18 protein-coding genes are annotated in these 21,877 nt (G+C 67.3%); 12 read left to right on the forward strand and 6 right to left on the reverse strand.

From position 1 onward, the window contains the following. Positions 1–97 precede the first annotated feature (97 nt). Both D472_RS0112270 and hisS read right to left on the reverse strand, forming a co-directional pair. A complete protein-coding gene (locus D472_RS0112270; RefSeq protein WP_017604782.1) occupies positions 98–2,554 on the reverse strand; it encodes a helix-turn-helix transcriptional regulator in 2,457 nt (818 codons plus the stop codon). A 207-nt stretch (positions 2,555–2,761) separates the two neighbouring features. Further along, positions 2,762–4,081, reverse strand: coding sequence for a histidine--tRNA ligase (gene hisS, locus D472_RS0112275; RefSeq protein WP_017604783.1), 1,320 nt, complete (start codon positions 4,079–4,081; stop codon positions 2,762–2,764). A gap of 760 nt (positions 4,082–4,841) precedes the next feature. Between hisS and D472_RS0112280 the strand changes: the two genes are divergently transcribed. From D472_RS0112280 to D472_RS0112295, 4 genes are all read left to right on the forward strand, one after another. After that, entirely contained in the window at positions 4,842–5,456 is a 615-nt protein-coding gene (locus D472_RS0112280) for a GTP-binding protein (protein ID WP_017604784.1), read from the forward strand. Between the two features lie 143 nt (positions 5,457–5,599). Next, positions 5,600–7,900, forward strand: coding sequence for an accessory Sec system translocase SecA2 (secA2, locus tag D472_RS0112285; protein ID WP_017604785.1), 2,301 nt, complete (start codon positions 5,600–5,602; stop codon positions 7,898–7,900). A 180-nt stretch (positions 7,901–8,080) separates the two neighbouring features. Beyond that, the gene (locus tag D472_RS0112290) at positions 8,081–8,350 is read left to right on the forward strand and encodes a DUF6406 domain-containing protein (protein ID WP_026117618.1); all 270 of its coding nucleotides are present in this window, start codon (positions 8,081–8,083) and stop codon (positions 8,348–8,350) included. Between the two features lie 473 nt (positions 8,351–8,823). Beyond that, positions 8,824–9,135: a Dabb family protein gene (locus D472_RS0112295; RefSeq protein ID WP_017604787.1), complete on the forward strand. Its 312-nt coding sequence runs from the start codon at positions 8,824–8,826 to the stop codon at positions 9,133–9,135. A 262-nt stretch (positions 9,136–9,397) separates the two neighbouring features. Here D472_RS0112295 and D472_RS0112300 read toward each other — a convergent pair whose 3' ends face one another. Both D472_RS0112300 and D472_RS0112310 read right to left on the reverse strand, forming a co-directional pair. Next, a complete protein-coding gene (locus D472_RS0112300; RefSeq protein WP_017604788.1) occupies positions 9,398–9,670 on the reverse strand; it encodes a hypothetical protein in 273 nt (90 codons plus the stop codon). 1,126 nt (positions 9,671–10,796) lie between these two features. After that, positions 10,797–11,648 (reverse strand): spermidine synthase, encoded by an 852-nt coding sequence (locus D472_RS0112310; protein ID WP_017604790.1) that lies wholly within the window; start codon positions 11,646–11,648, stop codon positions 10,797–10,799. A gap of 175 nt (positions 11,649–11,823) precedes the next feature. Between D472_RS0112310 and D472_RS0112315 the strand changes: the two genes are divergently transcribed. Then, the gene (locus D472_RS0112315; RefSeq protein ID WP_026117620.1) at positions 11,824–13,557 is read left to right on the forward strand and encodes a proline--tRNA ligase; all 1,734 of its coding nucleotides are present in this window, start codon (positions 11,824–11,826) and stop codon (positions 13,555–13,557) included. 80 nt (positions 13,558–13,637) lie between these two features. Here D472_RS0112315 and D472_RS0112320 read toward each other — a convergent pair whose 3' ends face one another. Together D472_RS0112320 and D472_RS0112325 are read right to left on the reverse strand one after the other, a co-directional pair. Then, positions 13,638–14,114, reverse strand: a complete 477-nt coding sequence (locus D472_RS0112320) for a ferritin-like domain-containing protein (protein ID WP_017604792.1) — start codon at positions 14,112–14,114, stop codon at positions 13,638–13,640. A gap of 32 nt (positions 14,115–14,146) precedes the next feature. Further along, positions 14,147–14,677, reverse strand: coding sequence for a ferritin-like domain-containing protein (locus D472_RS0112325; RefSeq protein ID WP_017604793.1), 531 nt, complete (start codon positions 14,675–14,677; stop codon positions 14,147–14,149). Between the two features lie 366 nt (positions 14,678–15,043). Here D472_RS0112325 and rimP point away from each other — a divergent pair, with 366 nt between their 5' ends. From rimP to truB, 7 genes are all read left to right on the forward strand, one after another. Beyond that, positions 15,044–15,526, forward strand: coding sequence for a ribosome maturation factor RimP (gene rimP / locus D472_RS0112330; protein WP_017604794.1), 483 nt, complete (start codon positions 15,044–15,046; stop codon positions 15,524–15,526). Between the two features lie 24 nt (positions 15,527–15,550). After that, positions 15,551–16,573, forward strand: coding sequence for a transcription termination factor NusA (gene nusA, locus D472_RS0112335; RefSeq protein WP_017604795.1), 1,023 nt, complete (start codon positions 15,551–15,553; stop codon positions 16,571–16,573). A gap of 28 nt (positions 16,574–16,601) precedes the next feature. Continuing rightward, on the forward strand, positions 16,602–16,895 hold the full coding sequence (locus tag D472_RS25390) for a YlxR family protein (RefSeq protein WP_086003783.1): 294 nt from the start codon (positions 16,602–16,604) through the stop codon (positions 16,893–16,895). A gap of 230 nt (positions 16,896–17,125) precedes the next feature. Continuing rightward, positions 17,126–20,092 (forward strand): translation initiation factor IF-2, encoded by a 2,967-nt coding sequence (gene infB, locus D472_RS0112345; RefSeq protein ID WP_017604797.1) that lies wholly within the window; start codon positions 17,126–17,128, stop codon positions 20,090–20,092. An 86-nt stretch (positions 20,093–20,178) separates the two neighbouring features. Continuing rightward, on the forward strand, positions 20,179–20,475 hold the full coding sequence (locus tag D472_RS0112350) for a DUF503 domain-containing protein (RefSeq protein WP_026117621.1): 297 nt from the start codon (positions 20,179–20,181) through the stop codon (positions 20,473–20,475). Between the two features lie 2 nt (positions 20,476–20,477). Then, positions 20,478–20,912: a 30S ribosome-binding factor RbfA gene (rbfA, locus tag D472_RS0112355; protein ID WP_017604799.1), complete on the forward strand. Its 435-nt coding sequence runs from the start codon at positions 20,478–20,480 to the stop codon at positions 20,910–20,912. Between the two features lie 54 nt (positions 20,913–20,966). Further along, positions 20,967–21,854 carry a tRNA pseudouridine(55) synthase TruB gene (truB, locus tag D472_RS0112360; protein WP_017604800.1) on the forward strand — a complete coding sequence of 296 codons (888 nt, stop codon included), beginning with the start codon at positions 20,967–20,969 and terminating at the stop codon, positions 21,852–21,854. The last annotated feature ends 23 nt before the right edge of the window (positions 21,855–21,877 follow it).

Consider the following 21,877-nt stretch of genomic DNA (forward strand, 5'->3'; position numbering starts at 1 on the left):
GTAGGGGTGGAGGTACTCCAGGCGGACGCTGGTCGGACTTTCTGGTTTAGCGGGTGCACGCGCACTGTGCAAGTGCCGTCGCACGTTCGTGGGGTGTTCAGTCAGGTTCGTGGGCAAAGGTCCAGCCGGTCAACTGTGTTCGGGAGGAAATCGAAAGTTTTCTGAAGATGTTCGCGATATGGCGTGCGGCGGTGGCCTGACTGATGGTCAACTTCTCCGCGATTTCCCGGTTGGACAATCCCCGCGCGGCCAAGGCCGCGATCTCGCTCTCGCGGGGGGTCAGTGAGCAGGAGCGGTTCGTTCGCGTTTCCTTTGGTCGGGGAAAGGCCAGGGCGCGATCGCGCACCTGTTCCAAGGGTAGTGACCGCCACGCGCTCCACGCCTGGCCCACCTGATCCGCGCTCATCTTCCGTTCCACCGCCGAACGCAGGCGCACGGTCTCGGCGGACGGCCGGCCAAGGGCGGTGCGCAGGTCCCCCGCCACCCCGGCCAGTGCCGCGGCGCGGCCGGCTTCTCCCTCGGCCAAGGCCAGCTCGGCCAGTGCCTCCAGGGCACGGGCCACCGCGATCCTGCGGCCGGAGGTGAAGCTCACCCGTAGACCGCGGGCCAGGGGTTCACGGGCCGCCAGGGGGTCCTGCCGAGCCAGGTGGAGGCGGCCCAGGTCCAAGGCGCACCGGGTGACCGCCGAATCGGAAGGCAATTCGCCGAAGACCTCCAGGGCCTCCGACAGCAGTTCGAGGGCGCGCTCATGTTCCCCGGCCTCGGCCGCGATCGTTCCCAGGCCGTGCAGACACCGGGCCTGGGACCAGCGATCCCCCAGGCCACGCGCGACCCTCAGGTTCACCTCCAGATGGGTGATGGCCTCCTTCACCGCGCCCCGGCGTCGGGCGGCCCGTGCCAGTCCGTCGCGAGCCGCGCTCTCGGTCACCGGATCACCGGCCTTCACCGCCCACTCCAAGGCATTGCGGGACTGGCGATGGCCCTCCTCCGGGGCATCGGTGCGCAACGAGAGGGTGGCCAGGGTGGTCAGGGCCGAGGCCGCCGCGGTGGGTTCGCGACAGGCACGGGACGCCTCCAGAGCGATCGTCGCCAGGGTGGACACCTGCGGGGCCGGGTCGACGTCCAAGCGCAACTCCGCGCGCAGGGCCAGTGCGCGGGCACGCAGGTGGGGGGATTGGACATCGGGGGAGTGGGCCAGTACCCGTTCCAGGAGACGTCCGCCCTCGGCGGTCAGGTCCCGCATCAACCAATAGGGGCGCAACGCCACGCACACGCGCAGTGCCTCATCGACCCGGCCCTTGGACAGGGCCCACGCCACCACGCGGGAATGGTTCTCCCGGTGATGGTCGTACATACGCAACCGAGTCAAACGTTCGGGCCAGGCGTTGGGGGTGTCGCCTCGTTCCGCGGCCGCCTCCAACCGGTCCACACCGAACTTCAGGTACCGCTCCCACCGTTCCTCACCGTCCCCGTCCTCCAAGAGTCGTTCGGCGGCGTAAGCGCGCACGGTCTCGGTCAGTCGATAATGGGCGGTGCCATCGATCTCGGTGTCCACCACGATCAGCGACTTGTCGAGCAAAGAGAAGTGCAGCGGCAAGATGTCGGAGGGATCCACGACCCCGCCGGAACAGACGTTCTCGGCCAACTCCAGGTACCAGGTGGAAAAGACCGACAGTCGGTGCAGGAGCGCTCGCTCAGCGTCGCTGAGCAGGTCATGGCTCCATTCCAGGACGGCGCGCAGGGTGCGCTGGCGTACCGGCAGGTTTCCGGTGCCATCGCTGGTCAGTAACCGGAAACGATCGTCCAGCCTGCGCAGGATCTGCTGGACGGACAGCACGCGGACGCGGGCGGCGGCCAGTTCGATGGCCAAGGGCATCCCGTCGAGCATCCGGCAGATCTCCGCGATGTAGCCGGAGTTCTCCCGGGTCATCTCGAAGTCCGCACGGGCCGCGTGCGCGCGGGTCAGGAACAGGCGTACCGATTCGTAGCGTTGGGCGTCACGCCGGGGGATGGGCACCGGTGTGGCGGCGTAGGGGTCGGTGGGAGTGGGCCGAGAAGGTAGGGATAGCGGGGGTACCCGCCAGATGCTCTCCTGCGGAACGTGCAAGGGCTGTCGACTGGTCGTCAGGACGCGCACGCGGGGGCAGTCACGCAGGACGGCCTGGCACAGTGCGGACATCGGCCCCACCGCGTGTTCACAGGTGTCCAGGAGCAATAGCAGGTGTTGGGTGCGCAGGGCGGTGATGATGCCGTCCATCAGACTGGTGGAGTCGTCCTGCGCTGCGTTCAGGCCCGCGGCGACGGCTCGCAAGGCCTGTTCGTGGGTGGATGCCTCGCTCAGGTCGATGAAGCGCACCCCGTCGGGAAACCGGCGCAGCACACGCTCGGCCAGGTGGAGGGCGAGCCTGGTCTTACCGATTCCGCCGGTGCCGGTCAGAGTGATCATCCTGGAGCCCTCCAGCAGGCGCACCAGGTCGACGATGTCGCGCTCACGGCCGACGAAACGAATGAACTCACCGGCGGACAGGGGCAGGTTGTGACGAGGAGGAGACATGGCCTCGATTACTAGGACACCGAAGTCTGCCGCCCCGTACCGCGGTATGGGTTCGGATGCGGCTTGGCCCAGTCTGGCATCCGGTCACCGAAGCTGTCTTCACGATGGCCGGTTCCGGCATGAGGGGTCGGAAACCACCCATGCCGGCTCGTGACCTGATAGGAGCGGGAAACGAGACCCATCCGACCTGGGAGGATCGGTGTCCGGTCAGCCCCGAGGATCCCAGATGGCGGGGTCGGCCACGGCCTGCCCGCCCTGTTCCATGTCCTTGACCTCGTGCTCGCCGCCCTCCTCGAAGGGCGGGAACCACACGAAGGGGATGCCCTTCTTGGACGCGTACTGGATCTGTTTGCCGACCTTGGAGGTGGAGTGGAACACTTCGGTGTTGAAACCGCGTTCGCGTAGCAGTTCACCGGTGCGCAGCGCCTCGGCACGACGTTCGGCGCTCGGAACCACCACCATGACGTCGGTGGGGCACGTCCGGCCGCCTTCGATCCGGCCCTCGGCGACGAGCTTGGCGAAGATGCGGGTCAGGCCGATGGAGATGCCCACCCCGGGAAGCCGGCGGCGGATGAACTGCCCGGCGAGGTTCTCGTAGCGGCCGCCCGCGCAGATGCTGCCGTAGCCCGGGTCGTCGTCGAAGGAGGCCTCGTAGACGGTGCCGGTGTAGTAGTCCAGGCCACGCGCGATGGACAGGTCCGCGACCACGTCGCCCTCGGGCAGGTCGGCCAGGTCGTTCATGACGAACGCCAGCTCCTCCAGACCCTCGTCGAGCAGTTCCGAGGACACGCCGAGTTCACGGACCCGGGCCACCACGTGGGCACCATCGCCCTTGACTCGGGCCAGGGCCAGGCAGGGGTCGATCTGTTCGGTGGACAGTCCCTCGTCGATCAGGATTCGACGTACACCGTCGTCCCCGATCTTGTGGAGTTTGTCCACGGCGCGGATGACCGCGATCGGGTCCTTGACACCCAGACCCTCATAGAAACCCTGGAGGACCTTGCGGTTGTTGACGTTGAGCGTCCAAGCGGGGATGTCCAGGCCGCTGAGGACCCCGTGCACGATGCGGGGGAGTTCGGCGTCGAAGTGCAGCGGGACCGAATCCACGTTGATGACGTCGATGTCGCACTGGGTGAACTCGCGGAAACGGCCCTCCTGCGGACGCTCGCCACGCCAGACGCGCTGCATCTGGTAGCGCTTGAACGGGAAGGTCAGGTCGTTGAAGTGTTGGGCGACGTATCGGGCGAAGGGCACGGTCAGGTCGAAGTGCAGACCGAGCCTGGCGTCGGAGTCGTCCTTGGCGTCGGCTTGGAGACGGTGCAAGGTGTAGACCTCCTGGGAGGTCTCGCCCTTGGCCATCAGCACGTCCAGGTTCTCCACGGACGGGGTCTCCACGGACGCGAAGCCGAAGGATTCGAACCCGGCACGGATATGGTCCAGCCAACGCTGCTCCACGGCCCGGACCTGAGGGGTCCACTCGGGAAAACCGCTGATGGGAGTGGGGCGGACGACGCGCTGATCGGACATGTGGGGTTCTCGGCTCCCTCGGGAGTGTTCGGCTGTTCTCACCACGCCTTCCTCCGTCGAACGGCCCGCGTGAAGGCGTGGTGGACGCGAACGCGCCGCTCGTGGGAGGGGGTGTGTCACCCATCCTACGCACGGGGATGGGAGGGGAAGAGCGTCGCGATGGTGGGTGCCCGGTCCAAGACGACCACCGGCCCACGTGGACGGTTGTGGGCCGGTGGTGCGAAGGAGCGCTTGGACGGGGTGGTACGGCCTGTCCGACGTCGAAGAGCGAGACGTCGGTGATGGTCGTGCGCCCCAAGGCGCCGCCGGGCCCCTCGGTCGCGTACTCGTGCCAGGAGTCGACGACGACCGGTGCTTCTTTCGGTGCCCTACCTCCACCGTAGATGCGGGGGGCGGCCTCGGACAGGGATCGGCGCGGCCGAAAACGGCCGCTCACAATGTCATAAAGTCGTCCTGTCGGGGTACACGGATATGCTTGGGTGATCACGTTCCGTCCTCGAGTGCGGACTCCAGGCCACGGCGTGGGTTCGCGTCTTCAGGCCCATCGGGCCGCACATCGTTCGGAAAGCCCGCCGTGTTCAGGGTTCGAGATGTGAAGCTCCACTCTTTTCAAACCCCGGTTTCCGGAGTCGTCCGGTGTTAGGTTCCTGTTGTGGATCCTTTACGGCCCGTGTCGGACCCGAGCGGATCCGCACCCCTCCAGACCGGGTCGTGTGAGCCGACCGTCCGCGCGGACCCGGCACTCTCGCTAGGACAAACTGTGATCCACCCAGCTAACAGCACGAGCAATGTCCACGCTCCCACCGGACTGTCCACCAAGATCATCGTCGCCGGGGGCTTCGGGGTCGGAAAGACCACGTTCGTCGGGGCCGTCTCTGAGATTCCTCCGGTCCGCACCGAGGCGGCGGTCACCGCGGCCAGCGTCGGTGTGGACGACCTCTCGCACACTCCGGACAAGACCAGCACCACCGTGGCCATGGACTTCGGTCGTATCTCCCTGGATACCGACCTCACCCTCTTCCTGTTCGGTACCCCGGGCCAGCAGCGCTTCTGGTTCATGTGGGACGACCTGGTGCGCGGTGCGCTCGGGGCGGTCATCCTCGCCGACACCCGGCGCCTGGAGGACACCTTCCAGGCCTTGGACTACTTCGAACGCCAGTACCGGTTGCCCTTCGTCGTGGCCGTCAACGAGTTCGACCCCGAGATGGCCTACGGCGTCGAGGAACTACGCGACGCCCTCGACCTGACACCCGATGTCCCCGTCGTCCACTGTGACGCGCGTGACCGCAACTCCGTGATCAAGGTTCTGGTCACCCTGGTCAAGCACGGTATGGCGATGGAGGCCCGCGGGCGAGATCGGCGTCAGCTCGCGTAGGGGCCCGGGCTTGCTTCCGGGGCCCTTCGCGTTCGAACCGGGGTTCCCCTTGAGTGTTTTCGTCCTTTTGTTGTGAACAAGCGATCACCTGAGGGGAACCAAACCAGTGTGTCCGGCGTTACCCTGGCGTGGTGTTCGGACGAATGGCGGAAAGCGTCCGCCGCCTACTGGGCAAGCCCGGTGCGGTGGATCTGCGGCCCTATACCAAGCTCCTGCCGGCGATCGAGGTCGAAGAGGAGGGCCTGCGTGAACTCAGCGACGACGAGCTGAGGGAGAAGGCGATCGAACTCGGTTACGCCGAGCTCCCTTATTCCCAGACCGATCTCGTGAACCTGTGCGCCGTGGGCCGTGAGGCCGCACGCCGTACCCTGGGTGAGCGGCCGTTCGACGTGCAGCTCCTCGGGGTCATGGCATTGCTCGACGGTCACGTGTCCGAGATGGCCACCGGTGAGGGCAAGACACTGGCCGGTGCGTTGGCCGCCGCCGGGTTCGCGCTACGTGGTAAGCGCGTCCACGTGCTGAGCGTCAACGACTACCTGGCCCGGCGCGACGCCGAATGGATGCGCCCCCTCTATGGGATGCTCGGCGTCACCGTCGGCTGGATCAACGAGGACTCCACCGTGGAGGCCCGCAAGGAGGCCTACGGCCGCGACGTCACCTACGCGTCCGTCAGCGAGCTCGGTTTCGACGTCCTGCGTGACCGCATGGTCACCGACATCGACGACCGGGTGGTCCCCGAGCCCCACGTGGCCATCATCGACGAGGCCGACTCCGTACTCGTCGACGAGGCTCGCGTGCCCTTGGTCCTTGCCGGCGCGGCCGAAGCGGTGCCCGCCGAGATCGAGATGGCCGACGTGGTGCGCGACCTCAAACCACGCCTGCACTACGAGGTCGACGGTGAGGGGCGCAACGTCCAGCTCACCGACGCCGGCATCGACGCCGTCGAAAAGGCCTTGGACGGGGTCGAACTGTACTCGGAGGAGGACTCCTCACTCCTGCCACAGGTCAATCTGGCCCTGCACGCGCACGTGCTGCTCCAACGGGACGTCCACTACGTGGTGCGCGACGGCGAAGTGCGGATCATCAACGAGTCCCGCGGCCGGATCGCTCTGTTGCAGCGCTGGCCGGACGGTCTCCAGGCCGCGGTCGAGGCCAAGGAGAAGGTGGCGATCAGCCAGACCGGGGAGGTCTTGGACTCCATCACCGTCCAAGCCCTGGTCATGCGTTACCCCACTCTCGCCGGTATGACCGGCACCGCGATGGCCGTCGCCGAACAGTTGCGCGAGTTCTACGAACTCGAGGTCGCGGTCATTCCTTCCAACAAACCGAACATCCGCGAGGACCAGGGCACCCGCCTGTACGCCACCCGGGAGGAGAAGGAGGACGCCCTCGTCGCACGGGTGGAGGAGATCCACAAGACCGGCCGCCCCATCCTCATCGGCACCCAGGACGTCGCAGAATCCGAACTTCTCGCCGGGAGGCTGCGCGAGGCCGGGCTGGAGTGCGTAGTCCTCAACGCCAAGAACGACGCGGACGAGGCCTCCATCATCGCTGAGGCGGGCACCTACGGGGCCATCACCGTCTCCACCCAGATGGCCGGACGAGGCACCGACATCCGGCTCGGTGGCAGTGACATGTCCGACCGTGACCGGGTCGTGGAGACCGGCGGCCTGTTCGTCATGGGCTTCGGCCGGTACCCCAGCAGCCGCCTGGACGGCCAACTGCGTGGACGCGCCGGGCGTCAGGGCGACCCGGGTGACTCCATCTTCTTCGTCAGCATGGACGACGACCTGCTCGTCAACCACGCTTCCGAGACCACCGGTTACAAGACCACCGCCGAAGGCGAGATCACCGACGAGGCCTGGCTGTCCATGGTCGACCACGCACAGCGTGTCTCCGAAGGACAACTGCTGGAGGTGCACCGCAACACCTGGCGGTACAACAAGCTCATCGACGTGCAGCGCGAGGTGGTCCTGGAACACCGTGAGCTGGTCCTGGCCGGGAACGAGGGTGACCGGCACATCGCCAAGGACCAGAAGGAACGCCACTTCGAACTGGTGGAGGAGTTGGACGCCGAACGTGTCGCCGACGCGGCTCGGCTGATCACCCTGTACCACCTGGACCGGGGATGGACCGATCACAACGCGTTCCTGTCCGAACTGCGTGAGGGGATCCACCTGCGTTACCTGGGCCGTCGCGACCCATTGGACGAGTTCAACCGTGAGGCCGTTCCGGTCTTCAAGGGTTTCTTGGACGACGCCCGCGCCCGCGCCGCCGAGAGTTTCGCCGAACTCGAGGTGGTCGACGGTGAGCTCGATGTGAGCGCGGTCGGGGTGAAGCGTCCGTCCATGACGTGGACCTACATGGTGCATGACCACCCGTTCAGTTCCGCGTTGGAGACCTTGGTGGGCCGCCTCAAGGGCGATCGCGGTTCCAAGGAGTAGTCGTCACCGAAAGCAGTCGCATGTGCGGGTCAGGACCAAGGTCCTGGCCCGCACATTACTTTTGTCGGCTATTCTTCTCGAGGCGTTGAATCAGGCCCTTGTGCTCCGTGCAAAGGTGCTTCGAGGGTTAATATAGACGCGTTTTCAATGGAACCCGAGACGGTTGGGATTGAATCCACGGTGGTTCACGAGATCGGTGCGCAGGAGAAGATCAGTTACGGTCGTAACGACCGCTTCACCGGCGGCCCCGTCGGTGGTGGAAGTTTTTGGATCGACGATGACGGTCGACCGGTGGCCAAGATCGGTGGCCCCAAGGAGTGGCGACCCACACCCATGATCGACGTTCGCGTGGGCGACGTGTTCAGCGTCGGTGGTCAGGTTTGGCGGGTCACGGAAATAGCCGAAGCCGATTCTCCTGGTGCATATCTGTTGGCGACCAGGATCAGCTGATTCCGGAGGTAGGCCACTGGCTTCCTCGTTTGAAATCCTCGTTGGATTCGCAACCCTGTGCAACCTTTCCCCCGATCGTTGCAGAGGGTGTTCATTTGCGGTTTCCAGCGAGGGTTCTTTCGTTTTTCCCTGTTTTTCGGGGTGCGCCGTGGGGGCGCGTGTGCGCTCCACGCGCACGCTCCATGGTGACGGTGAGTCACCTGTCACCGCAGGTCAAGGCGTGTCGGTCGCTCTCCTCACGTGGAGAATCGAGACATTCCGGTTACCCGCAGGGGCTGGTCGCGTTATCGACGCTTGGTTAACGTCGAAGATGCACGGCGCGCCCCGAGCAGTCGTGGGAAGGCTCCTTCCTGGTTCGAAGGGCACGGGTCGCCGCGCCTGCCGACCAAGGTCGGTCCCAGGGGCTGTCCCCCGCCCCTGGGCCTGACCACCCCCGCGCTCGGCCGAAGGGCCGTCGGGATAGGTTCTGCCGTATGGCACTTCGACACATCGCACTTTTCCGCTGGCGGGACGGCACCACCCCCGATCAGGTCGCCGAGGTCGAGGAGTTGCTGGGCGCCTTGCCCGGATCGATCCCCGAACTCGCCGCCTACGCCTTCGGCCCGGACACAGGTATCGATGCGGACCAGTTCGATTTCGCCGTGGTGGCCGACGTCGCCGACGAAGCCTCCTTCGTCGCCTACCGGGACCACCCCGCCCACCAGGCGGCCTTGGCCTTCATCCGGCCGTTGCTCGCCGAGCGCGCGGCGGTTCGGTTCGAGCTCCCCACCATGGGTGGCGCCTGACCCATAGAGCTTGGAATAGATCCTGTTACAAAAAACCCAGGGTCCCTCTTCCCCTGGGTTTTTTACCTGTTTCGAGTCTGGTTCTGGTCTTGCGGTAGAACGGGTTTCAGTATTAGTCTCTGCTGTATGCCCTGCCCGGTGGGGGCGCCCGACAGTTCGGTCGTGGGGTGCCATCGGCGGCGGGCACTCGAAAGAATCGTCGCCCGTCGAAGTCGGATCGCGCCCCGGCTTCGGCGGGCGACGTCCGTTTCCGCGGGAGGGGTCATCCCAGGAGGCGGGAGATCTCTTCGAAGGTCGGGCAGGGCCATGCAAGACAGCAGCCCCGGCAGTGTTTCCCGGTGGTTTCCTCGGGGGTGTGCAGGAGGAGCAGGTCCACACAGATTCGGGCGAGTGCGGAGACCTCGTTGCGCGCGTTCGCGTAGAAGGCCACGTCGTTGATGCGGGCCAGAGCGCTTTCGGAGCGGGCATCGGGGAGCCCGACGGTATCCGGCTCCCAGGGCGTGGCGCGGTCCGAGCGCTCCAGAATGCCCTGCACACACTGGAGCAGGCGCGTGTGTTCGGAGGGTCGCCCCCTCCGGCTCGCTGGACTGGTGAACGGCGGCATCGCAGATCTCCCCCAACGGGTGGGTACGCCTCGTCTCGCCCCTGCGGGAAAACGATGTGACCCAGCGTACACAAATAATTGCGCAATGTCGCGATGTGAGGGGTGGTTCTGCCGCTCGACGGGACCTGGGATGGCCCCTACGGACAGGGGGTGTACACGGGCTGAAACGGGCTGCCCCCAAGGGGAAGGGCAGCCCGTGAAGGGGCGGGCCCTCCGACGAGGTGGGCCCGGCCGAGGTCAGCCGCAGCTGCCCCCGCAGTTGCAGGCGCCGCCGTTTTGACAACCGCAGTTGCAACCGGAGCCACAATTGCACCCGGCCTGATGCGGTGGCGTGGTCAGGGGGTGGATCACGGTCTCTCCTTCGGGCTCGATGCGGCATCCGTGTGGGATCGCGCCGAGGTCTGGCCACAGCGGCACGGTGCCTTTCCCGAACAATGAACTTCCCGTCGCCGGCCTTTGCCAACCCCAAGCCGGGAACGGACCCGTTCATGGCCGGAGGCGCCGAGGGTCCGCGATCCTTCCCACGCCTTCGTGAGCTGGGTCATCGCCGGTGTCGCTGATCCACCATCACGCGAAGAAAGTGGTTTCGGCGGCCGGCCGGCGTGTCATTCGGTAGAGCCAAACCTGTCCCAGGAGCACGACCGGAACCATGGGAAGCAGCATCGACCACACGAACGCCTCGGTCACGCCGGGCGGTTGCGTCAAAGGCGGATCCGTGGACGAAGCCACCAACAGAGCCGGGGAGTACACCGCGCGTGTGCCCGGAGGTCCTCTGCTCCGCTCGTCACGAGGTGGTGCCCCGAACACGTGCCGGCCGCCCGAGCCCTGAACGTGCCAGGAGTCGGGCGGCCGAAGTACCTCCGGAAGGGAAACGGGGGGACGTTCCACGGCCCGGAGGGCGCTGGGGGAAGACGCGCTCAGGTCAAAGCTAGGGGGTTCGAGCACTGGAAGGGGAAGGATGTCCGCTTCCGGTCATTTTCTGGAACTGAAGCCTCACACCGTGTAAGGAAGACCGCCGCCCCTCAACGAGGCATATGTTCGCATTTGGTCATGATGTTCAGAACAGGTCCAGGGGAGGCTCCGGAGAGTCCACCGCGTCGGCGTCGTGCACCGGGACGTACCCGGAGGCGAAGCGGTCCAGGTCCTCATCCGCCATCAACCGCGCCATCTCGGGGTCACGGTGCGCCAGACGACCCAGTTCCTCCTTCGGTGGTGGCCGGTGCCCCGCCACCAGCACCAGATTGCCGAACCTGCGCCCGCGCAGCACCCCCGGTTCGGCCGACAGCACCACGTGCGGTAACACCGAACGCACCGTGGCCACCTGCGCGCGGGTGTGCTTGAGCGCGTAGCCGTCACCGACGTTGACCACCAGGAAACCGTCCGGCCGTAGTACCCGGGCCGCCTCGGCGTGGAACTCCGCCGACGTCAGACGGGCAGGGGTGCGGGCACCCGAGAACACGTCCGCCACCACGAGGTCGGCGCTGGAGTCGTGCCGGGCGGCGATCCACTCACGGGCGTCGCCGATGCCCACCCGCAACCGTGCGCGGCGGTCCCAGGGCAGTCGCCGACGCACCAGTTCCACCAGCGCGGCGTCCACGTCCACCGCCCGCTGGTTCGAACCGGGACGGGTGTGCGCCACGTACCGGGCCACCGTGAGCGCCCCCGCGCCCAGGTGTAGTGCGTCGATCGCCTCACCTTCCGGAGCCACCAGGTCCGCGGCGTGTGCGATCCGCCGCACGTACGAGAAGTCCAGGTAGGTAGGGTCGGACAGGTCCACGTGTGACTGTGGGGTGCCTTCCACCAGCAGGAACCACGAGTTCGTCCGGTCCGCGTCGGCGAGCAGGTCCACCCCCGGAACGGTCGAGACCTCGGTTTCGTTCTCGACCCTGTCGCGTGCCCGTCGGCCCATGCCCTTTGTCCCCTCCGCCGAAGATCCACCCAACGTTAGGCGCTCTGGCGAGCCCTTCGGAACCGACGCACGAACCCCTCGCTCGTGGCGTTAGCCTGGGTCTCCCCAGACTTTTCCGATCCCGTGCCCGGTGGTCACCGGGCACGTTCACCGAGGAGTGGCCGTGCTACTGCGGATGTCGAACCTGTTCCTGCGCACCCTGCGTGAGGACCCGGCGGACGCCGAGGTGCCGAGCCACAAGCTGCTCGTGCGCGCCGGGTACGTGCGCCGCGCGGCTCCCGGTGTCTACAGCTGGCTGCCCCTGGGCAAGATCGTCCTGGAGAACGTCTCCCGCGTGGTTCGTGAGGAGATGAACGCCATGGGTGGGCAGGAGGTCCTGCTGCCCGCCCTGCTCCCCAAGGAGTACTACGAGGCCACCGGACGCTGGGAGGAGTACGGAGACACCCTCTTCCGGCTCAAGGACCGCAAGGGCTCCGACTACCTGCTCGGTCCCACCCACGAGGAACTCTTCACCCTCCTGGTCAAGGGTGAGTACTCCTCCTACAAGGACTTCCCGGTCATTCTTTACCAGATCCAGGAGAAGTTCCGCGACGAGGCCCGTCCCCGCGCCGGCATCCTGCGCGGCCGTGAGTTCCACATGAAGGACGCCTACTCCTTCGACATCGACGACGAGGGTCTGCAGGTCTCCTACGACAAGCACCGCGACGCCTACATCCGGATCTTCGACCGGCTCGGCCTGGAATACGTCATCGTGGCCGCCACCTCCGGCGCCATGGGTGGTTCGGCCTCCGAGGAGTTCTTGGCGGTCGCACCCACCGGTGAGGACACCTTCGTCCGCAGCACCGGATCCGACTACGCCGCCAACGTCGAGGCCGTGAAGATTCCGGCGCCCGAGCCCTTGCCCTTGGAAGGGCTGCCCGAGGCACGGGTCCACCACACTCCGGACACCTCCACGATCCAGACCCTGGTGGACTTCCTGAACGGCGCCGATCTGGGCCGTGACTTCTCAGAAGCCGACACCCTGAAGAACGTCCTGGTCAAGACCCGTACACCCGGCTCGGACGAGTGGGAGCTGTTGGCCATCGGTGTCCCCGGTGACCGGGAGGTGGACTTCAAACGCTTGGAGGCCGCCCTGGAGCCGGCCGAGGTCGCCATCCTCGACGAATCCGACTTCGCCGCCAACCCGTTCCTGGTCAAGGGCTACATCGGGCCCAAGGCCCTGATCGACAACAAGGTCCGCTACCTCGTCGACCCGCGCGTGGTCACCGGTACCGCCTGGGTGACCGGCGCCGACAAGGCCGACCACCACGTCATCGACCTGGTGGCCGGACGCGACTTCACCCCGGACGGGGTCATCGACGTCGCCGAGGTGCGTGACGGAGACCCCTCCCCGGACGGCCAGGGCACCCTGTACACCGCCCGTGGCATCGAGATCGGTCACATCTTCCAGTTGGGTCGCAAGTACGCCGACGCCTTTCAGCTGGACGCCCTGGGCCCCGATGGCAAGCCCAAGCGCGTCACCATGGGTTCCTACGGCATCGGAGTCTCCCGAGCCGTGGCTTCCATCGTCGAACAGTCCCACGACGACAAGGGCATCGTGTGGCCGCGGGAGATCGCCCCAGCCGACGTGCACGTGGTCGGCACCGGAAAGGGTGATGAGGTCCAAGAGGCGCTGCGCATCGGTGGTGAACTGGAGGCCCGAGGCCTTCGAGTGCTCGTCGACGATCGCAAGGCCGCCCCCGGTGTGAAGTTCACCGACGCCGAACTCTTGGGCGTTCCCACCACGGTGATCGTCGGCCGAGGGCTCAAGAACGGCCTCGTCGAGCTGCGGGACCGGGCCACCGGTGAACGTTCCGAGGTGCCGATCGAGGAGATCATCGACCGCACCGTCGCTGTCTGTACCGAGTAGGACCGAGCAGGGCACGGATGACGGAAGGGAGCTCGCACGCACACGTGCGAGCTCCTTCGTGTACGAGGCGCGCCCGGCTTCTAGGGGCTCCCGAAACCGGGCAGGACGTCGAGCTCGGCGCCCCAGCGCAGGGATCGCACCGTCGCCTCCTGGAGGGCCCGGACGGCGGTGACACGCAGATCGGTGTCGGGGGAGGAGGCCAACCACAGGTAGGCCTCCATCGCGGCTCCCTCCAGGCCGGCCGCGAAGGCGTCCATGTCGGCGCCCTCACGGCCCTGGGGGATCGGGTACGAAGCGAGCGCGGGCGGGGCCTCCAGGCCGCGTTCCACGGCGGCTTCGCGCAACACATCGCGCAACGCCTTGTGCTGGTAGATGGCCGCCGAAGCACGCTCACGCCGATCCTCGTCACCGGCGGCGCCACCGATGAACTCGAACCCGTGCACCGCGGCGTGTTCGGCCCTCAGAGCTTCGGCCAAGGCCTCGGAGGTGGGATCCAAGCCCCGGTCCGATCTCTCCGGTGCCTCCTCGCCCTCGGCCGGGGTGGGGCTTTCGCTCACCTGACTACCTCGTCCTTCTCGGTGCCGATCGTTCAAAGCTCGTCGAACAAATGGGCGTGCCCTGCTTCGCAGGCGCCGATCCCGCTCACCAATTGGGCCAGAGCCGGGTCCCTCACGGCCGCCGCCTGGTCCAGGCGGGCCGAGGCCGCCGCGGCCTCCAGCACCCGTAGCCCCGCCGGGCCCACGGGGACACTCGGACCGGTGGGTTCGTCCTCCAACGAGGTGGATCCCTCCTCGGCGTTCTCGGTCTCCTCCTCAAGGGCCTGGGGGCCGATCCCTTCGGGTAGGGCCGACAGGAGCGAGTCGAGGTGGGCCAGGTGGTGTTCCAAGAACCCCTCCAAGAGTCCGTTGGGCTCCACGGCATCGCTGAGGGCCCGCTCGTACCGTGCCACCATCCGCTTCTTCTCCGCGATCAGGGAGCGCAGGACGTACACGTCCGGAGTCACGTCATAGGGGTACCAGTCGGTCCTACCGCACCCGCTGGAGGTCAGGGTGGAACCGGCCGCGAGGGCGGACACCGCGACACCCAACACCGTGCGACGGCTGACGTTCCACTGGCCCACGGGGGTCTCCTCCCTCGCCCCGAGCCGGGGCGGCGTCGACGGCTCCCGCCGTCGGAGGCGGTCCGCGACCATCTTTCCACGATGGGCCGGGGCCCCGGCCCGGGCGCTACCGCCTCCCGGGACCCGGCTCGCGGTCCCCGACACGTTCGCTGCGACGCGCCCCACCCCGTGCGGCGACCTGGAAGGCGTCCGGATGTGGATACCCTTGCAGCACAACCGTCGTCGCGCACGACGTGCGGTGCCTTTTCCGTTCCGGCAAGGGACGCGAAGCCGATGTACCGCAGACTACGTAGAGAGCTGGACCGCCCCGTTCAACGGTTTGAGGATGAGCGGGCGGGATTTCGCCGTTTTGAGGGGCTAACACGCATGGGAGCGCAGGCGCGCAACGAGCGCATCGCCGAGCTGCTGGAACCGGTTCTGGTCAAGGCAGGACTGGACCTGGAGGCGATCGAGCTGACACCGGCCGGTAAACGCCGCGTGCTCCGCGTGGTCGTGGACTCCGACCAGGGGGTCGACCTGGACACGGTCGGGGAGGTCAGTCAGGACGTCAACGAGGTCTTGGACGCCTCCGACGTCATGGGTGAACAGGCCTACGTCCTGGAGGTCACCTCGCCCGGGGTGGACCGTCCGCTGACCCTGCCCCGCCACTGGCGCCGCTCCCGCGGCCGCCTGGTGAAGGTGAACCTCGTCGAAGGTGGGGACCTCACCGGACGTGTGACCGAGTCCGACGATCAGGGCGTGACCCTGGACGCCAAGGGCCGGCCCCGAACCCTGGCCTACGAGCAGATCGCCAAGGCCAAGGTCCAGGTGGAATTCCGTCGCGAAGCCGACACCGACGCGGCGGACTAGAGGGGGAGCCCCGTGGATATTGACATGAGTGTCCTGCGCAGCCTGGAGCGCGAGAAGGACATCGCCGTTGAACTGGTCGCCAAGGCGATCGAGGACGCCCTCCTGATCGCCTACCACCGCGAGGAGGGCTCCGAAAGGAAGGCACGTGTGGAGTTGAACCGCTCCACCGGCCACGTGACGGTGTGGGTCGAGGAGACCAACGAGGAGGGTGAGGTCGTCGGCGAGTTCGACGGTACCCCGAGCGGTTTCGGCCGTATCGCCACCTCCACCGCCAAGCAGGTCATCCTGCAGCGTCTGCGTGACGCGGAGGACGAACTGACCCTGGGTGAGTTCGCGGGTCGTGAGCACGACATCGTCTCCGGGATCATCCAGCAGGGCAAGGACCCCCGCAACGTGCTGGTCGACCTCGGCAAGATCGAGGCCGTCCTGCCTCCGCAGGAACAGGTCCCCACCGAGACCTACACCCACGGTGAGCGTCTGCGCGCCTACGTGGTTCAGGTTCGCAAGGGGCACCGCGGCCCTTCGGTGACCCTGTCCCGCACCCATCCGAACCTGGTGCGCAAGCTCTTCGAGCTCGAGGTTCCCGAGATCGCCGACGGCACGGTCGACATCGCGGCCATCGCCCGTGAGGCCGGTCACCGTACCAAGATGGCGGTCCGTTCCAACCGTGGTGGTGTCAACGCCAAGGGTGCCTGCATCGGTCCGCTGGGTGGCCGAGTGCGCAACGTCATGGCCGAGCTCCACGGAGAGAAGATCGACATCGTCGACTATTCCGAGGACCCCGCCGTGTTCGTCGCCAACGCGTTGTCGCCGGCTCGGGTCAATTCGGTGGAGATCCTCGACATGGCCGCTCGCGTGGCCCGTGTCATCGTTCCGGACTACCAGCAGTCGCTGGCCATCGGCAAGGAAGGTCAGAACGCGCGTCTGGCCGCGCGTCTCACCGGCTGGCGCATCGACATCCGCTCCGACGCCGAACCGGTGGAGACCGGCGAGGACGCTCCCGAAACCGATGCCAGGGACGCAGACGACGCCACTTCGGCCGGCTGAACGGGTCGCGTTCATGTCCCGACACGATATGGTGGCGGAAGACGGCTCTGGCCGTCCCGTACGAACGTGCGTGGGTTGCCGGTCACGGACAGTCCAGTCCGACCTCGTGCGGCTGGTGGCCGAGGGCACGGCCATCACGCCCGACACCCGGGGTCGACGTCCGGGGCGCGGAGCCTATCTGCACCACGATCGCCGATGCTTCGAACTCGCGGAGCGCCGGAAGGCGTGGTCACGCGCCTTCCGGAGTCGCAAGGGCACGAACCCCGCCGGGTGGGACGTCTCACGTGTGGCGTCGTTGTTCGACGACGACCCGCATGGCTGAGCGTGTCACGAATCCGGATAGGGTTGGAATGTCCGGGCCGGCCTCGAGGTTGTAGTGACCGAGGTCGGCGTGCAGTGCTGTGTCGGCACCCATGAACCGGCCCATTGTTGTGTAGCGATGAGGAAGCAGGTCGAGATTGCGATGAGCGCCTGATGAGTACGCAGCGATGAGTACGAGCTAACGACGGTCCGGCACAAGCCCATGTCCCGGACCGAAGCTGAAGGAGAGTAGTGGCGAAGGTCCGGGTATACGAACTCGCCAAGGAGTTCGGAGTAGAGAGCAAGGCCGTCCTGGCCAAGCTCAATGAGATGGGCGAATTCGTCCGTTCGGCGTCCTCCACGATAGAGGCCCCCGTCGTTCGACGCCTGCAGGAAGCCTTCAACGACGGTTCCGACGGTGGCAAGAAGGGTGGATCGGCTCCCAAGCCGGGACCCAAGCCGACCGCCGGCACCTCCGCGCGCCCCGCGGCTCCCAAGCCGGGGCCCGCTCCCAAGCCGGGACCCAAGCCGGGTCCGGCTCCCAAGCCCGCCGCACCGCAGGCCGGCAAGCCGGCCGCTCCGGTCGACAAGCCCGCCGCACCGACGTTCGAGGCCGCTCCGAAGCCGGGCCCCAAGCCCGCTCCGAAGAGCCCTCGTGCCGAGGCTCCCAAGCCCGGCCCCAAGCCGGCCGCTCCCGGCGGCCAGCAGCGTGGAGGTCAGCAGCGCGGCGAGCGTTCCGGTGGCCGTGAAGGCGGCCGTGCCCCGCGTCCGGGCGGTCCTCGTCCGGGCCCGCGTCCGGGTAACAACCCGTTCGCGTCCAATGCCTCCGGCATGGGCGCCAAGCCGACCGCGCCGCGCCCCGGTGGCGGTGCCCCGCGTCCGGGACCGCGTCCCGGCCCGCAGGGTGGCGACCGCGCGCCGCGCCCCGGTGGCGGCGCTCCGCGTCCGGGCGGTCCTCGTCCGGGACCGCGTCCCGGCCCGCAGGGTGGCGACCGCGCGCCGCGCCCCGGTGGCCAGGCGGCTCCCCGTCCCGGCGGTGGGGCGGGTGCCCCGCGTCCTGGTGGCGGTGCCCCGCGTCCGGGCGGTCCACGCCCCAGCCCGATGAACATGCCCTCGTCCCGTCCGGCCGCACCCGCGGGTGGCGGTCGTGGTGGCGGCGGCCGTCCCGGCGGCGGTGGCCGCGGTCGAGGCGGAGCCCCGGCCGGTGCCGGTCCGCGTCCTGGTGGCGGCGGTCCGCGTCCGGGTGGTTTCGGTGGTCGTCCCGGTGGTGGCGGTCGCGGCCGCGGTGGCGGAACGGCCGGTGCGTTCGGTCGTCCGGGCGGTCGTCCCGGTCGTGCCCGCAAGTCCAAGAAGCAGCGGCGTCAGGAGTTCAACGACCTCCAGGCTCCGTCCTTCGGCGGCGTCAAGATCCCGAGCGGCAACAACCAGGCCATCCGCCTGTCCCGTGGCGCCTCGCTGTCGGACTTCGGTGACAAGATCGACGTCAACCCGGCGTCGCTCGTCCAGGTCATGATGCACCTGGGCGAGATGGTCACCGCGACCCAGTCGCTGCCCGACGAGACCTTGCAGTTGCTCGGTGAGGAACTCAGCTACAAGGTCGAGGTCGTCAGTCCCGAGGACGAGGACCGCGAACTCTTGGAGTCCTTCTCCATCGAGTTCGGTGAGAACGAGGGCGGCGACGCCGACCTGCGTCCGCGTCCGCCGGTGGTCACCGTCATGGGTCACGTCGACCACGGTAAGACCCGACTGCTGGACACCATCCGCAAGACCAACGTCTCCAGTGGCGAGGCCGGCGGAATCACCCAGCACATCGGTGCCTACCAGGTCTCGACCGAGGTGGACGGCGAAGAGCGCAAGCTCACCTTCATCGACACCCCCGGTCACGAGGCGTTCACCGCCATGCGTGCCCGTGGTGCGAAGGTCACCGACGTCGCCGTGCTGGTGGTGGCGGCCGATGACGGTGTCAAGCCGCAGACGGCAGAGGCCATCGACCACGCCAAGGCGGCCGAGGTGCCGATCGTGGTCGCGGTCAACAAGATCGACGTCGAAGGCGCCGATCCACAGCGGGTGCGCGCCCAGATGACCGAGTACGGCCTGGTGGCCGAGGAGTACGGTGGCGACGTCCAGTTCGTGGACATCTCCGCGCTCAAGGGTGAGAACATCGACGCCCTGCTGGAGTCGATCATCCTGACCTCGGACGCCGAGCTCGACCTGCAGGCCAACCCGGACATGGACGCCCAGGGCCTGGCCATCGAGGCCTACCTGGACCGCGGTCGTGGTTCCATGGCCACGGTGTTGGTCCAGCGGGGCACGCTCAACGTCGGTGACTCCATCGTCTGTGGCGACGCCTACGGTCGCGTTCGAGCCATGCTCGACGAGCACGGTGAGAACGTGCAGTCGGCTGAACCGTCCCGTCCGGTGCAGGTGCTGGGTCTGACCAACGTTCCCAGCGCCGGTGACAGCTTCCTGGTGGTCAAGGACGACCGGGTCGCCCGTCAGATCGCCCAGCAGCGTGAGGCGCGAGAGCGTTTCGCCCAGCAGGCGAAGTCGGCCCGTCGGGTCACCCTCGACACCTGGAAGGACCACCTGAAGGAGGGTGAGCGCTCTGAGCTGCTCCTCCTCATCAAGGGTGACATGTCCGGTTCGGTCGAGGCGCTCGAGGAATCGCTGCTCAAGATCGACGCCGGTGGTGACGAGGTGGCCATCCGGATCATCGGTCGCGGCGTCGGCGCGATCACGCAGAACGACATCAACCTGGCGTCGTCCGCGGATGCGATCATCGTCGGCTTCAACGTTCGGCCCGAGGGCAAGAACAGCCAGCTGGCGGACCGCATGGGCGTCGACATCCGGTACTACTCGGTCATCTACCAGGCCATCGACGAGGTCGAAGCCGCGGTCAAGGGTCTCCTCAAGCCCGTCTACGAGGAGGTCCGTCTCGGCAGCGCCGAGATCCGTGAGGTCTTCAAGGTGCCCAAGATCGGCAACATCGCCGGTTCCATCGTCCGCGACGGCCTCATCCGCCGTAACGCCAAGGCACGGCTCATTCGCGACGGGGTGGTCATCTCCGACAACCTCAACGTCGAGTCGCTGCGGCGCTTCAAGGACGACGCGACCGAGGTCCGTGAGGGCTTCGAGTGCGGTATCGGTGTCGGGTACAGCGACATCCGGGTCGAGGACGTCATCGAGACCTACGAGATGCAGGAGAAGCCCCGCGACTAGTCGTGTGGACTGATCCATCAGGGGCCCCGGACCAGTGCGTCCGGGGCCCCGCCTTTGCCGGCTCTCACAACACCACAGGTGATCACTTGTACGTTGGGGCGTTGACCCTGGACGTGCTCCTCGGAGACGTCCACTCGCTCAAACAGAAACGTTCGATGGTCCGACCCGTCATCTCGGAACTGCGCCGAAAGTTCTCGGTGTCGGTATCGGAGGTGGGCGAACACGACCTCTACCGTCGGGCGAAGATCGGTGTAGCGGTGGTCGCTCCCACGGCCGCACACGCCAGGGACCAGATGGACACCTGCGAGCGTTTCGTCGCGGGCCGTCCCGAACTGGAGTTGCTGTCCGCCAGACAGCGGCTCTTCAACGAAGAGGAAGACTGACGATGGTTGACGCCGCACGCGCACGGAAGATCGCCGACCGCATCCAGCGCATCGTCGCCGAGATGCTGGAACGGCGTATCAAGGACCCGCGCCTGGGATTCGTCACGGTGACCGATGCTCGTATCACCGCCGACCTTCGGGACGCCACGGTGTACTACACGGTGTTCGGCTCCGACGAGGAGAAGGTGGCGAGCTCGGCCGCCCTGGAGAGCGCCAAGGGCGTGATCCGCAGCGAGGTGGGTCGCCAGACCGGAATCCGGCACACACCGAGCCTGACCTTCGTCATCGACGAGGTGCAGGAGAACGCCCAGCACATCGAGCAACTGCTGGTTCAGGCACGCAAGTCCGATGAGGAAGTGGCCCAGCGGGCCACCGGTGCCAAGCCCGCGGGTGAGGCCGACCCCTACAAGGCCCCTCGTGTGGACGAGGACGAGTAGTCATTCCCGGGGCGGTGGCGTGGGCCGCCGCCCCTTCCGCCCCGAAGGAGCATCATGGCCGAGAGCGGCGTCGTGGTCGTGGACAAACCCGCCGACTGGACCTCGCACGACGTGGTCGCCAAGACCCGTGGTCTGGCGCGCACCCGACGCGTGGGGCACGCGGGCACGCTGGATCCGATGGCCACGGGTGTTCTGGTACTGGGGATCGAGAAGGGCACCAAGTTGCTCGGTCACCTGACCCTGACGGAGAAGACCTACGAGGCCACCATCCGGCTCGGGCTGGTGACCAACACCGACGACGCCGAGGGTGAACCCGGTGTCCGTACCGACGCTGCGGCGGTCACCGACGAAGAGGTTCATGCGGCGATCACCAGGCTCACCGGCCCCATCCAGCAGGTGCCTCCGCAGGTCAGCGCGATCAAGGTGGACGGAGAACGGGCTTATAAGTCGGCGCGCGAGGGCAAGGAGGTCGCCCTCAGGGCCCGGGAGGTCACCATCTCCGAGTTCGAGGTGACCGATGTCCGGCGTGTGCTGGACGAGGGCGGCACCTTCGTGGACGTGGACGCGGTCATCACCTGTTCCAGTGGGACCTACATCCGTTCGCTGGCCCGCGACATGGGCGCCGACCTGGAGGTGGGCGGTCACCTCACCGCGCTGCGCCGCACCCGCGTGGGTCCCTACGACCTGTCACAGGCCCGTACCCTGGACCAGTTGGCGAAGGAATTCGTCCAGGTGCCGCTCGCCCAGGCGGTGGCGGCGGTGTTCCCAGTGCGCACCATGGACGAGGCCGAGACCCGCGCCATCCGGCACGGCAACCGCATCGCTCCCAGTTCCCTGGGGAAGGGACCCATCGGGCTGTTCGCCCCGGACGGCACCGTGGTCGCCCTGGGGGAGAACCGGCCCGATCACATGAAACCGGTCGTCGTCTTCGCGCCGGCCTGACCTGAGCCTCTGTGTCGAATCCC

It is taken from the genome of Nocardiopsis alkaliphila YIM 80379, assembly GCF_000341005.1.
Taxonomy (GTDB): domain Bacteria; phylum Actinomycetota; class Actinomycetes; order Streptosporangiales; family Streptosporangiaceae; genus Nocardiopsis; species Nocardiopsis alkaliphila.

What these genes read in the sequence shown, in the direction of transcription:
- D472_RS0112270 (WP_017604782.1), bottom strand. Translation starts at nt 2,554, where the DNA reads ATGTCTCCTCCTCGTCACAACCTGCCCCTGTCCGCCGGTGAGTTCATT.
- hisS (WP_017604783.1), bottom strand. Translation starts at nt 4,081, where the DNA reads ATGTCCGATCAGCGCGTCGTCCGCCCCACTCCCATCAGCGGTTTTCCC.
- secA2 (WP_017604785.1), top strand. Translation starts at nt 5,600, where the DNA reads ATGGCGGAAAGCGTCCGCCGCCTACTGGGCAAGCCCGGTGCGGTGGAT.
- D472_RS0112295 (WP_017604787.1), top strand. Translation starts at nt 8,824, where the DNA reads ATGGCACTTCGACACATCGCACTTTTCCGCTGGCGGGACGGCACCACC.
- D472_RS0112310 (WP_017604790.1), bottom strand. Translation starts at nt 11,648, where the DNA reads ATGGGCCGACGGGCACGCGACAGGGTCGAGAACGAAACCGAGGTCTCG.
- D472_RS0112315 (WP_026117620.1), top strand. Translation starts at nt 11,824, where the DNA reads ATGTCGAACCTGTTCCTGCGCACCCTGCGTGAGGACCCGGCGGACGCC.
- rimP (WP_017604794.1), top strand. Translation starts at nt 15,044, where the DNA reads ATGGGAGCGCAGGCGCGCAACGAGCGCATCGCCGAGCTGCTGGAACCG.
- nusA (WP_017604795.1), top strand. Translation starts at nt 15,551, where the DNA reads ATGAGTGTCCTGCGCAGCCTGGAGCGCGAGAAGGACATCGCCGTTGAA.
- D472_RS25390 (WP_086003783.1), top strand. Translation starts at nt 16,602, where the DNA reads ATGGTGGCGGAAGACGGCTCTGGCCGTCCCGTACGAACGTGCGTGGGT.
- rbfA (WP_017604799.1), top strand. Translation starts at nt 20,478, where the DNA reads ATGGTTGACGCCGCACGCGCACGGAAGATCGCCGACCGCATCCAGCGC.
- truB (WP_017604800.1), top strand. Translation starts at nt 20,967, where the DNA reads ATGGCCGAGAGCGGCGTCGTGGTCGTGGACAAACCCGCCGACTGGACC.